The organism is Streptococcus sp. SM3, from assembly GCF_027497875.1.
The window spans coordinates 1-13,119 of record NZ_JAJNSA010000068.1; the positions used below are offsets into that span (position 1 = coordinate 1).

The 13,119-nt window shown below is 41.0% G+C and carries 12 protein-coding genes; 6 read left to right on the forward strand and 6 right to left on the reverse strand.

What is annotated here, in order from left to right; all coding sequences use genetic code 11:
• On the reverse strand, positions 1-221 hold a 221-nt coding region (locus tag PAN06_RS09790), incomplete at its 3' end, for a 4-alpha-glucanotransferase (protein ID WP_269796202.1).
• A gap of 449 nt (positions 222-670) precedes the next feature.
• Between PAN06_RS09790 and PAN06_RS09795 the strand changes: the two genes are divergently transcribed.
• The 6 genes from PAN06_RS09795 (at position 671) to pulA (ending at position 8,221) form a co-directional block, all read left to right on the forward strand.
• On the forward strand, positions 671-1,927 hold the full coding sequence (locus PAN06_RS09795) for an extracellular solute-binding protein (protein ID WP_023919928.1): 1,257 nt from the start codon (positions 671-673) through the stop codon (positions 1,925-1,927).
• Positions 1,928-2,054: 127 nt separating this feature from the next.
• Positions 2,055-3,350, forward strand: coding sequence for a sugar ABC transporter permease (locus PAN06_RS09800; RefSeq protein WP_023919930.1), 1,296 nt, complete (start codon positions 2,055-2,057; stop codon positions 3,348-3,350).
• A gap of 1 nt (position 3,351) precedes the next feature.
• Complete coding sequence (locus PAN06_RS09805) at positions 3,352-4,194, forward strand: sugar ABC transporter permease (protein ID WP_021154117.1); 843 nt, start codon at positions 3,352-3,354, stop codon at positions 4,192-4,194.
• Positions 4,195-4,338: 144 nt separating this feature from the next.
• Positions 4,339-5,151 carry a DUF1189 family protein gene (locus tag PAN06_RS09810; protein ID WP_021154118.1) on the forward strand — a complete coding sequence of 271 codons (813 nt, stop codon included), beginning with the start codon at positions 4,339-4,341 and terminating at the stop codon, positions 5,149-5,151.
• 11 nt (positions 5,152-5,162) lie between these two features.
• Positions 5,163-6,146, forward strand: a complete 984-nt coding sequence (locus tag PAN06_RS09815; protein ID WP_013904333.1) for a LacI family DNA-binding transcriptional regulator — start codon at positions 5,163-5,165, stop codon at positions 6,144-6,146.
• Between the two features lie 8 nt (positions 6,147-6,154).
• Positions 6,155-8,221, forward strand: coding sequence for a type I pullulanase (gene pulA / locus PAN06_RS09820; RefSeq protein ID WP_269796203.1), 2,067 nt, complete (start codon positions 6,155-6,157; stop codon positions 8,219-8,221).
• A 35-nt stretch (positions 8,222-8,256) separates the two neighbouring features.
• Here the strand turns inward: pulA and PAN06_RS09825 are convergent, their stop codons facing one another.
• The 5 genes from PAN06_RS09825 to dltC all read right to left on the reverse strand — a co-directional run bounded on the left by PAN06_RS09825 (position 8,257) and on the right by dltC (position 13,105).
• Positions 8,257-9,198, reverse strand: coding sequence for a YitT family protein (locus PAN06_RS09825; protein WP_155125183.1), 942 nt, complete (start codon positions 9,196-9,198; stop codon positions 8,257-8,259).
• A 75-nt stretch (positions 9,199-9,273) separates the two neighbouring features.
• A complete protein-coding gene (gene aspS, locus PAN06_RS09830) occupies positions 9,274-11,028 on the reverse strand; it encodes an aspartate--tRNA ligase (protein ID WP_269796204.1) in 1,755 nt (584 codons plus the stop codon).
• A 97-nt stretch (positions 11,029-11,125) separates the two neighbouring features.
• A complete protein-coding gene (locus PAN06_RS09835; protein ID WP_045760041.1) occupies positions 11,126-11,353 on the reverse strand; it encodes a hypothetical protein in 228 nt (75 codons plus the stop codon).
• A gap of 251 nt (positions 11,354-11,604) precedes the next feature.
• The gene (dltD, locus tag PAN06_RS09840) at positions 11,605-12,873 is read right to left on the reverse strand and encodes a D-alanyl-lipoteichoic acid biosynthesis protein DltD (protein ID WP_037606871.1); all 1,269 of its coding nucleotides are present in this window, start codon (positions 12,871-12,873) and stop codon (positions 11,605-11,607) included.
• The gene (gene dltC, locus PAN06_RS09845) at positions 12,866-13,105 is read right to left on the reverse strand and encodes a D-alanine--poly(phosphoribitol) ligase subunit DltC (protein ID WP_003002265.1); all 240 of its coding nucleotides are present in this window, start codon (positions 13,103-13,105) and stop codon (positions 12,866-12,868) included. The genes dltD and dltC overlap by 8 nt, the downstream gene beginning before the upstream one ends.
• Between the last annotated feature and the right edge of the window lie 14 nt (positions 13,106-13,119).

Consider the following 13,119-nt stretch of genomic DNA (forward strand, 5'->3'; position numbering starts at 1 on the left):
TCGAAATCAATAAAATGAGTGTTCCCAGCAAAAGCTGAGAAAGATTGGTATGGAGAATCTCCATAACTAGTTGTACCAAGCGGCAAGATTTGCCAGTAACGTTGCTTGGTCCGAACGAGGAAATCAACAAAATCATATGCTGATTGACCGAATGATCCGATCCCGTATTGTCCAGGAAGGGAAGAAATGTGCATCAAAACACCACTTTGACGTTTTTTCATGGGTTACCACCTTTTTTTATTTCTTTGAAGCCTGCGATTCGGTGCACGGTATGGGTATCGTTGCAGAGTCGTATCCAGCTCTCAAGCGGCTCTACTCTTTGTTAAAAATCGAACAGGCGCAACTCAGTTTACGCAATTTTTGCGAAAACGTTTGCGTACCATGTTATTATAAACTTTTTCCCTATTTTCTGCAAGGGATTTCTTAAAAACTTTTTTAACTTTTTTCAGAATGTCCTCACCCCCTTAGTGTATTCTTTCCTTTGGCTAATGTCAACAAATTTGATGCATTTTATAGAAGAAAGTTCGGAATTAAAATATTTTTAAAAAAATTGTTTAAAACTACTTGCAAACGTTTTCGCCTTGTGATATACTTAAGACGTTTTAGGAAAACGTTTGTCTAAAACGGTTTCTAATTATTATCTTTTTTTATTCTTTAGGAGGAATAAATCATGAAACGTACAATTTTACGTAGTGCTGCTGTACTTGGTACAGTTGGTTTTGCCGGCTTCTTACTTGCTGCTTGTAGCAATAACTCATCAGGTTCTTCTGAGGCAAGTAAAGAAATCAACGTCTATGTAGACAAAGGCTACAAATCTTATGTTGAAGAAGCTGCAAAAGCTTTTGAAAAAGAAAATGGCGTAAAAATTAACATCAAGACTGGTGATGCTCTTGGTGGATTGGATAACCTTTCTCTTGATAACCAATCTAAAAAAGCTCCAGACGTTATGATGGCACCATACGACCGTGTAGGTGGTCTTGGTAGCGATGGTCAATTGGCTGAAGTGACATTAAACAAAGATAGCCATACAGATAAAACAACTGAAGCTCTTGTAACAAACGGTGGTAAAGTTTACGGTGCACCTGCTGTCATCGAAACATTGGTTCTCTACTATAACAAAGATCTTGTAAGCGAAGCTCCAAAAACATTTGGTGATCTTGAAAATCTTGCAAAAGATAGCAAGTACGACTTCGCTAGCGAACCTGGTAAAACAACTGCCTTCTTAGCTGACTGGACAAACTTCTACTACACTTACGGTTTACTTTCAGGTAACGGCGGTTATGTGTTTGGTAAAGACGGTACAGATCCTAAAGATATTGGATTGAACAACCAAGGTTCTATCGATGGTATCGAATATGCAAAAACTTGGTATGCTAAATGGCCAAAAGGTTTGCAAGATACAAAAGCTGCTGCTAACTTCATCCAAACACAATTCCAAGAAGGTAAAACAGCTGCTATCATCGATGGTCCTTGGAAAGCTGCTTCATTGAAAGAAGCTAAAGTAAACTACGGTGTCGCAACGATTCCAACTCTTCCAAACGGAAAACAATACTCTGCCTTTGGTGGTGGTAAAGCTTGGGTTATCCCTGCAGGTGCGAAAAACCTTGATGGCGCTCAAAAATTCATTGACTTCTTGACAAGTACTGACCAACAAAAAGCTTTGTTTGACAAGACCAATGAAGTTCCTGCCAACACAGAAGCTCGTAAATATGCGGTTAGCAAAAACGATGAATTGACAACTGCCGTTGTTGATCAATTCAAGAATGCTCAACCAATGCCAAATATCTCAGAAATGAGTGCTGTTTGGGATCCAGCTGCTACTATGCTTTTCGATGCTGTAAGTGGTAAAAAATCTGCAAAAGCATCTGCTGACGATGCAGTGAAATTGATTAAAGAAACCATCGAACAAAAATTCGGTAGCAAATAAGACAGTTTTTAGGTGTGAGTAAGAGGTTGGAGACAAAGTCCCAACCTCTTATGTTCAATTTTCAAGCACAACTTACTGTCTGACTTGTCTTCTTGCTCTCTAGCAAGGACATTATAAGGAGATTTGAATGACTACAGAACAAAACCCTAAAAAGGCTATGTGGCTCTCTTTGATCCCGGGTCTTGGGCAAATTTATAACAAACAAAAAACCAAAGGCTATATTTTTCTTGCCGTAACCATTCTCTTTCTCGCCTATTTCCTAGGAATTGGAGCTGGAGAATTAGCGAAATTGGTTACACTTGGAACCGTCCGTGGACAAGATAATTCTCTCTTTATCTTGATTCGTGGCGCCTTCCACTTGATCATCACTGTTGTTTACTTCCTATTTTATGCCTTAAATATTAAGGATGCTGGAACAGTTGCTAAACGCATCAACAACGGGATTGCCGTTCCAAAAACCTTGAAAGAAATGGTTCAAGCAATCTATGAAAATGGCTTCCCATATTTATTGATTATTCCTTCATACATTGCTATGACATTTGCGATTATCTTCCCAGTTTTAGTAACTTTGATGATCGCCTTTACCAACTACGACTTCAAACATACCGCTCCAACAACCTTGCTTGATTGGATCGGGTTCCAAAACTTCACTAATATGTGGACCTTGAGTACCTTCCGCTCAGCCTTTACATCGGTTCTTGGCTGGACCTTGATTTGGGCCCTCGCAGCTTCTACTCTTCAAATCGTACTCGGTATCTTGACCGCTATTGTTGCAAACCAACCATTCGTAAAAGGAAAACGAATCTTTGGGGTTATCTTCTTGCTTCCTTGGGCTGTTCCAGCCTTCATCACTATCCTAACTTTCTCAAATATGTTTAACGATAGTGTCGGTGCTATCAATGCACAAGTTATCCCATTGTTTGCGAAGATCTTCCCATTCTTAGATGGCGTTTTGATTCCTTGGAAAACAGATCCTACCTGGACAAAAATTGCTTTGATTATGATGCAAGGTTGGCTCGGCTTCCCTTACATCTACGTCTTGACTTTAGGGATTCTTCAATCGATTCCAAACGATCTTTACGAAGCTGCTTATATTGATGGTGCCAACGGTTGGCAAAAATTCCGCAGCATCACTTTCCCAATGATTATGGCTGTTGCAGCTCCAACTTTGATCAGTCAATATACCTTCAACTTTAATAACTTCTCCATCATTTACTTGTTTAACGATGGGGGACCTGGTTCTGTCGGAGGAAACGCCGGATCTACAGATATCTTGATCTCATGGATCTACAAGTTGACAACCAATTCTTCTCCTCAATATTCAATGGCTGCAGCGGTAACCTTGATTATCTCTGTGATTGTGATCTCAATCTCTATGGTTGCCTTCAAGAAACTACATGCATTTGATATGGAGGATGTATAAAATGAAAAATTCAGTTCAATTTAAACGCCGCCTCAATCATTTCTTGACTTACCTGTACATGGTGGTTCTTTCAATCGTTATCATTTATCCATTGTTGATTACGGTTCTATCAGCCTTCAAATCAGGGAATGTCAGTGCCTTTACACTTGATTTTAGTGGCAATCTTAGTTTTGATAACTTCTCAAAACTTTTCTCTGAAACCCATTATGGCACTTGGTATATGAACACCTTGGTTATCGCCATTATCACCATGATTGTACAAACAAGTATCGTTACCTTCGCAGGTTACGCATACAGCCGTTACAATTTCTTGGCGCGTAAACAAAGTTTGGTCTTCTTCTTGATTATTCAAATGGTCCCAACCATGGCAGCCCTCACAGCCTTCTTCGTTATGGCTTTGATGCTGAATGCCTTGAACCAACCTTGGTTCTTGATCTTCCTTTATGTTGGTGGTGGTATTCCAATGAATGCCTGGTTGATGAAGGGATACTTTGATACTGTTCCAATTTCCCTCGATGAATCTGCGAAATTGGATGGAGCTGGACACTTCCGTCGCTTCTGGCAAATCGTCCTTCCTCTTGTTCGTCCAATGATTGCCGTTCAAGCACTTTGGGCTTTCATGGGGCCTTTCGGAGACTATATCTTGTCTAAATTCTTGCTTCGTGACGAAGTGAACTATACGGTAGCCGTTGGTCTTCAAACCTTTATCAGTGACCAAAAAAATCAAAAAATCGCCTTCTTTGCAGCCGGTGCTATTTTGATCGCGGTTCCAATCTGTATCTTATTCTTCTTCCTACAAAAGAACTTTGTTTCAGGCTTGACAGCTGGTGGAGATAAAGGATAAAATAGAATCTTATTTCAAGCACATTTTATTTTTAAGTTGAGGGTAGTATGGTGGATGCTTTACTACCCTTCGTTAAGAATAAAATCAATGCAAAGAGATTTCTCTTTGCATTTCTGATACTCTTATATTTAGAAAGGTCATCTTATGCCCTATCCTTTTAATTATTTCGCAAGTATCTTCAATTTCCGCTCTTCTTTTGCAAACCGCAAAAAACTGAGCTGGTTCCAAATGATTTTTACTTCTTTCTTTCTAATCTCTATCACACTATTACCTGTGGCTCTGCAAAATGCTCAACTCAAAACCTATCCTTTGACAACCTTTGTCAGCGATGTGTTTGATCCTTTATCAACAGACGTTATGAAAGATATCCAAGAACACGTCGTGATCAAAGACCAAGAGCTCACCTATACAGGGACTAACCCTGTACACAAGACTTCAAAAGGACAGGTTATCTTAGGCCAAGAGGCAAAGGCTAGTGAAGGCAAGGAGTTAACACTCCATTTTGATCGCAAACAATTGATTATCTCAAAAGAGAATAAAGAACTCGCTACAGTCTCATACCAGGCTATTAATCAAGAGAGCCTTCGGGATAAAAAAAGCTTCACTCAAGCTATCTCTAGCGATTGGTTTCGCGACAATCGACTCCCTGTCAGTCTCTTTCTCGTGATTTTCTCTGGCTTCTTATCGACAGTCAATTATTTGATTCTCATCGTAGGGGCATCTTTCTTCCTCTACTTGACACGAAAATCTCGACTCTTTTCACTACAAACTTTCAAGGAATGTTTCAATTGTATTCTGAATTGCTTGGGACTCCCTATTTTACTGAGTGTCTTCATCAGTTTACTATTCCATCAAGTATTTACTACGACGATCATGATCCAAAATGTCTTATTTGTACTCTATCTTGCTATGGTATTTTATAAGACCCACTTCCGTGATCCAGACTATCACCGCTAGGAGGTTTTCTCATGCGTGTTACCATCAAAGATGTGGCGAAACTCGCTGGCGTCGCGCCTTCAACTGTCACGCGCGTCATCCAAAACAAATCCACGATTAGTGATGAAACAAAAAAACGTGTCCGTGAGGCCATGGTCGAATTGGACTACCATCCCAATCTTAATGCTCGCAGCCTTGTCAGCCAATCTAGTCAAGTCATTGCTTTGGTCCTACCAATCGACAGTGACGTCTTCTACCAGAATCCTTTCTTCCCAACTGTTTTAAGAGGGATTACCCAGATCGCGTCAGACAATGATTATGCCATCCAAATCTGTACGGGGCAAAATGAAGAACGGCGGCTCGACAACCTCAAACAACTCATCTACGGAAATCGTGTAGATGGTTTGATTTTCCTTTATTCCAACCCGAATGATCCCCTCGTTGAATTTGCGATCAAAGACAAGTTCCCCTTCCTCATTCTCGGAAAGGCAGCTTCACCTTTTGTATCGCTAGTGGATAATGATAATATCAAGGCTGCATTTGATGCGACGGATTATTTCATTCAACAAAACTACCGAAAAATTGCTTTTATCGGGGGAAACAAAGAACTGTTCGTATCTCAAGACCGCTACGAAGGTTATAAAGAAGCCCTCCAAAAAGCAGGGATTCCTCTCGATGAAAAACTGGTTCATTTCTCATTTGGTTTTATGTTGGAAGACAATTCTTATCAAATGATGGAGAGCCTTCCCCTAGCAGAGTTAGATGCCATCATGACAACCGATATTCTCGTTGCTGAAGGGGTGCGCCAATACCTATTAGAACACCAGCTGACAATCCCGATTATTTCCTTTGATTCGATTAAGCCACGACTCGATATTGAAGCCTATATTGACATCAATGCAGTGGAACTCGGACGTGAGTCTGTTCGGACAATTCTACAAATTATCAAGGATCACAAAGAAGGAAAAACCGTTTGCTACCGTCAATTGATTGACCATACCATTACGAAACTCTAGGAGTCTTTATGTCTACATTTACTGCTTATTTAGATGACCAAGACCTCATTCGTATCCAAAAGGGAGAGGAGCATATCCTTCCTTTTTATTTGAAAACGAACCAAGGTCATCTTGCCTTAATCCCTGTCAAAACGTCAAGTGCAGCGACTGACACAGGAGACTATTTCTTAAGCCCTATTCCACTTGAACTCGGAGAAGAGTACACCATCTACGATGCTACTGGAAATTCTTCTATACTCCACTATCGAAACATCGTTCGCAAACCCATTTTCGATCAAACCTTCACCTATACTGGAGAAGATTTAGGAAGTTTTTACACACCAAATCAGACGCAATTTAAATTCTGGGCACCCATTTCGCAAGATGTGACCCTTCATATCGAAGATCAGGTCTATCCAATGCATCGTACAGAAAACGGTGTCTGGGAACTCGTGCTCAAAGGAGATTGGGAAGGAGCTGCCTACCACTATGAGTTTCGTGTCAATGGCCTAGAACGTCGAATTCACGATCCCTATGCTCTATCCTCTTTAGCGAACTCTGGAGATAGCTTAGTCGTCGACCGCAAGAAGATCACACGTCCTATCACGCGTGCCACTCGTCAATTAGACCCGACAGAAGCACTCATCTACGAGATGAGTGTTCGTGATTTCTCTGTCCAAAAAGAGGCTGGCTTTAAACACCCGGGTAAGTTTAAAGGTTTGACAGAGTCGCCCCAACTCAATGGCCAGGTTCTTGGATTTGATTACCTTCAAAAACTGGGCATTACCCATGTACAGTTACTTCCTGTCTACGATTTCGGTAGTGTCGATGAAGAGGATCAATGGAAAGCCTACAACTGGGGCTATGATCCTGTTCAATACAATGTTCCAGAAGGTAGTTATGCCAGTGACCCTAACGATCCTTATGCACGGATTTGGGAGCTCCAAGATGCTATTGCAACCTATCACCAATCTAATCTCAGTGTTATCATGGATGTGGTCTATAATCACGTCTACCAGGCCGATGAGTATGCATTTGAACAAATCGTACCCGGTTATTTCTACCGCTATAATGCAGAAGGAGGGCGGACCAATGGAACCTTCTGTGGGAATGATGTCGCAAGTGAACGTTCCATGGTAAGACACTATATCAAGCAATCCCTCAAGCAATGGGTTTCCCTCTACGGTTTTGATGGTTTTCGCTTTGACTTGATGGGAATCTTAGACATTCAAACCATGACAGAGATTGCAGAGGAGCTCCGTGAAATCTATCCTAACGTCTATCTCTATGGGGAAGGGTGGAAGATGGATACAGGCCTCTCTGAAGACCAGCTCGCTCACCAGTACAACTCAAAACGATTACCAGATTTTGGCTTTTTCAGTGATAATTTCCGGGATACGGTCAAGAGAACACTCTTAGCCGGTCACCGTTGTGATAGTCAACATCCAGCCAATGATTTTTCTAATATCCTAACAGCAAATGTCGGGAAAGCAGGACCTGCTCATTTCATCCAACCTCAACAAGCCATTCAGTACGTCGAATGCCACGATAATGCAACTGTTTTTGATTATTTCCAACTTGAAAAAGAAGAGATTCGTCTAGAGGAGCGAAAAGCTCTCTCACGCCTCGCTCTTCATTTGGTATTATTATCCCAAGGTGTACCTTTTATCCATGCTGGTCAAGAACGTTACCGCACAAAAGGGCTCGAAGAAAACACCTATAACTTGCCAGATAGTCTCAACCAATTGGACTGGACATCCCTTTCAAAATGCCAAGAAGAACTTGCTTTTCTTAAAGAATTGATTGCTTACCGGAAATCGCAACCTCTCCTTCGTTTGAAAAAAGGACAAGAGATTCGAGATTACTGTGACGTCAAATGGTTGTCTGATTATCATTTTATCTACACGATTGAAAAAAATCGTGAAAAAATAACGATTCTCGTTAATATCGGTGATCAGGACATGACCTATCAACATCCGAGCGATAGTCAACTGCTATTTGCCTATCCTCATGCAAATCTCCAAACACCTATTCCTAAAGGAAAGGAACTTTCTATTTCCGCCCATAGTTGGCTCCTTCTCCGAGAAGCTGAATAAACAAAATAAGGTCACCACAATGTGGGACCTTATTTTTATTCTTCTGTTTCCACAAAGCGTCCAATGATATGAACGTTATCTGAAATGGTGATAAAAGCCTGAGGATCAGCTTTTTTCATAATATATTTGAATTCATTAAACTCTGCACGCGTAATAACTGTCAGCAGAACTGCTTTTTCCTGATGGTTATAGGTTCCTTCTGCATTGTGGATAATGGTCGCTCCACGATGCAATTTTTTATGAATCTTCTCAATAATGGCATCTGGCTGGCTCGTTACGATCATTGCCTGCATCCGTTTTTGCTTGGTAAAGACAGCATCCGTTACTCGACTCGATACAAAGATGGTAATCATAGAGTAAAGGGCATACTTCCAACCAAAAGTCAGACCAGCAATCAACATAATGGTCCCATTGACCAAAAAGGAGATACTGCCGACATTCTTTCCTGTCCGTTTTCGAATCGTCAAACTGACAATATCCGTTCCCCCACTGGAAATATTATTCCGAAGAGCAAAACCAATCCCTGTTCCCATGACAACCCCACCAAATAGGGCATTCATGATCGGATCGTTGGTCAACGTAATCACTGGCACGAACTGAATAAAGAGGGAACTCATCGAAACCGTAATAAAGGTAAAGATGGTAAATTTATGGCCAATTTGATACCAAGCCACAATCATCAAAGGGATATTGATGGCATAAAAGGTTAAGGAAACGGGAATCGTAAAGCCAATAAAGCGTTGGCTCAGAACAGATAAAATCTGAGCTAGACCTGTTGCACCACTGGAGTAGACATGGCCCGGTTGAAAGAAGAAGTTGACAGCAATTGCTGATAGAAATCCATACAGCAAGGAAGCTGACACTTTTTCATCGTATTTCTCTCGGGAGATGCTCTTCAGCACGCGCAATAATTTAATGTTATAAGCTAGTCGCCACACATGATAGCGAAATAGCTTATGAAAGCGAGTTTTTTTCATTTTCAATCCATCGATTAGAAGAAAAGGAGAATCTTAAAGCAACTAATTCCTAGACTTTCCTTTTTCTCTCTTGTCCTATTCTTGCTCTGCCACTTCTACTTGAAGGTTTAACTCATCCAATTGTTTCTCAGAAACGACAGAAGGAGCTTGTGTCATTGGATCTGTCGCCTTGTTATTCTTAGGAAAGGCAATGACTTCCCGAATATTGTCTTCACCTGCAAGAAGCATTACGAAGCGGTCCAAGCCAATCGCCAATCCTCCATGTGGTGGGAAACCGTAATCCATTGCTTCCAACAAGAACCCAAATTGTTCATTAGCAGCTTCTTTTGTAAATCCAAGCGCCTTGAACATCCGTTCTTGTAAATCTTTATGATTAATCCGCAGGCTTCCTCCACCCAATTCATAGCCATTTAAGACGATATCATAGGCAATCGCCCGAACTTTTGAAAGATCGCCTTCCAATTCATGCTCTGTTTCAGCTTGTGGAAGTGTAAATGGATGGTGAGCAGACATATAACGGCCTTCTTCTTCAGACCATTCAAACATTGGCCAATCCACTACCCAAAGGAAGTTGAATTGATTGTTGTCAATCAAGTCAAGCTCTTTCGCAAGACGAACACGCAAAGCACCAAGTGTTGCATTGGCTACTTCAAGAGTATCTGCTACAAAGAGGACTAGATCTTTGTCTTCTAATTGTAAAGCAACTGTCAAGTCACTTGTCAATTCTGTCAAGAACTTCGCAACAGGACCGTTCAAGGCACCTTCAGCATATTTTACCCAAGCAAGACCTTTCGCACCGTATTGCTTCGCAACTTCTGTCAATTTATCGATGTCTTTACGAGAGTAATGATCCGCTGCACCTTTGACAACGATCGCCTTAACTGCTGGAGCTTCTGAAAAGACTTTGAAGTCTACACCCTTGACAAGCTCTGTCAAGTCTTGAAGCAACATTTCAAAACGTGTATCTGGTTTATCTGAACCATACAAGGCCATGGCATCATCATAATTCATCCGTGGGAATGGGAGTGTTACCTCAATTCCCTTGGTTTCTTTCATGACACGTGCAATCAAGCCTTCTGTGATATCTTGGATTTCTTGATCACTCAAGAAAGAGGTTTCCAAGTCGACCTGTGTAAATTCAGGTTGACGGTCTCCCCGTAAATCCTCATCCCGGAAACACTTCACGATTTGATAATAGCGGTCAAATCCAGCATTCATCAACAATTGTTTTGTAATCTGAGGACTTTGTGGAAGGGCATAGAAATGGCCTTTGTTGACACGGGAAGGAACCAAGTAGTCACGTGCTCCTTCTGGAGTTGACTTAGAAAGGAACGGTGTTTCCACATCAATAAACTCTAATTCATCTAAATAATTGCGGATTGAATGAGTTACTTTTGCACGGAGTTTGAGGTTTTCCAACATCTCAGGACGACGAAGGTCTAAGTAGCGGTAACGAAGACGAGTATCATCATTGGCTTCAATTCCGTCCTTGATTTCAAATGGCGTTGTTTTGGCAGTATTAAGAACCGTAATAGCCTCTACCTTGAGTTCTACTGCTCCTGTAGGCAAGTTGGGATTCGCTTGTTCACGAGCTTCCACAAGACCTGTCACTTTTACAACATATTCACTGCGAATACTTTCAGCTGTGGCCATCACTTCTGCACTAACTGTTTCTGGATTGATCACCAATTGCATGATTCCTTCGCGGTCGCGTAAATCAATAAAGATCAAACCACCCAAGTCACGACGACGGCTAACCCATCCTTTCAAGGTAATATGAGTTCCAATGTGTTCTTCACGAACACGTCCAGCATACATTGAACGTTTCATTTCTAATTAATCTCCAAACTAATATTCTTCCTTCTATTTTACCATAAAGACCAGCAGAAAGCGGCCTTTAGCTTAACTTTTTCAGTTACCAACTTCTTTAATTATCGTGGCCAACTTCTTCCTTCTTTTTGGGATCATCGTAGAGAGTGGGGGCTATCACCTTCATTAAAGTCGCCGTCCCAAATCTCAAGACAGCTGCTGCTAGTCCAAAAATAGGGGATAAGTAACGGAAAAAGAAATCTCCCCTAAGTGCGTAGGTCATACCACCCACAATAAAAAAGATCACAATCCCCTGAACGATTGCGTAAAACCAAATTTTTTTCACACTATTTCTCCTTTTCACAAATCAGCTGACTTATCCACTGTTTTTTATCACTTATCCACAAAAATGTGGATAACTTTTACCGGTTTTCCCCTTAAAAGAGGAAGGTTCATCAGCATCAGGACTTGTTTTCATCCATTTACAAGCAAGTTACCCACAGCCTGTGGGTAACTATCTTGCTTACTTGTGACTTTCCGTCCCTTTCCTCACAAATCAAGGAGCCAGGATTCGATCCTGCCCCCTTTGATCAAGCATTATTTAAATTCATCTGGTGTCCCTTTATATTGGGCCCAGTCTTTACTGAAGAAGCGATCATTTAGATGGTAAGTTGGTGCTTTTTCAGCCTTTGTGACAAAGGGATTGACCGCTTTATCAAAGGCTAGCCAACCATTCCATCCCATATGAATCGTATCTTCCATAAAGTAGGGCTGATCACCATCTTTAGAAAAGTCTGCAATATTGGTGAATCCTTGACTTTCCAATTGGTAACGAATCTTTTGAACAGCCTGTTCATACTTTTCTTGGCTCAAGCCTGTGTATTTCATCCATTTGGCATTTACTGGAGGAATGACAAAGATAACATTGGTCCGAGATTTAGCAAACTGGTCTAGAACCAACTGCAAGTCATTGTACTCAGGAGATTGAACATAGGATTCGTTTTTTTGGAAACCTTTTAGTTTCTTCAACTTCATTTTTAAACGAGTATTGTAAAAATGATTGCTGATTCCAAGGTCGTTGTTATTAGTCTTGACTTTTGCTTCAGCCGTTGCAATTTCTTCCAATTTCTCATATGAGAATTGATCTGGTAAATCTTGTAGACGTTTTTTGACCTTCTTATCGTAATTCCCGTTTGTACGCGTTGCAAGATTACTAAACAAAGCATCTTCGCGTTGGACAAGGTGGGAAACAAACTGGTTCAAAGACTGATCAAATCTGGAAATTTTCTTTCCTTGAGAAATGTTCGTTACAACACTTTGAAAGGCGACATTTGGATACTGTTGTAACAGACGCTTTGCAGCATACTGGGATGCAGCATCCTGTTGGTGATTGGCAATAAAGCTATTCAACTGATCGCTATTAAAGAATTGTTGAAAGGCAGAGGAATCATAGCCCTTCTTGGTGAACCATTGCGGAGAAACCACATAAACAGCTGTATTGTCCTTGAGTTCTGGCAAAATCTGTTGCATCCCAAAATACTGGTTCAAAGAAGCCGCACCACGTTCTCCTAAAAAGTAGGGTCTGTAATTGCGGTCATATTTTTCAGCCAAAACTGCTGGATGCACCACATCAAAACGCAACCACTCACTGGAGCCGAAATAAGGAACAAAGCGATGCTGTGGATCAGAAAGTGCTTCTTGTTTCTTTGTACGACTCTTGAATCCTTCTGCATTCAAACTAACCGCAGCTTTTTTCTCTTCGGTATAGTTGTGCTTATGATTGATTGGATAAAAGAATAATAAAGCTGCTACCATGAGGAGCGCGCAAAATACGGGCCCTAAAATCAGCCACAAACGCTTAAGCATTCTGAAGCTCCGTTACACCTTCTACGATCTTGTTAGCAGTATTCCAATCATCGCGTCCAAATTCAGATACAGGAACACGGATGCCAAAGCGATTTTCCAATTCCACAATCAATTCGACTGTTCCCATACTATCAAGGACACCCGCATCAAAGAGATCCTCATCCATCATGTCTGAGACATCTTCCATAAACAATTCGTCAATAATTTCAATTACTTGTGATTTTACATCCATTTTTCTATTCTCCT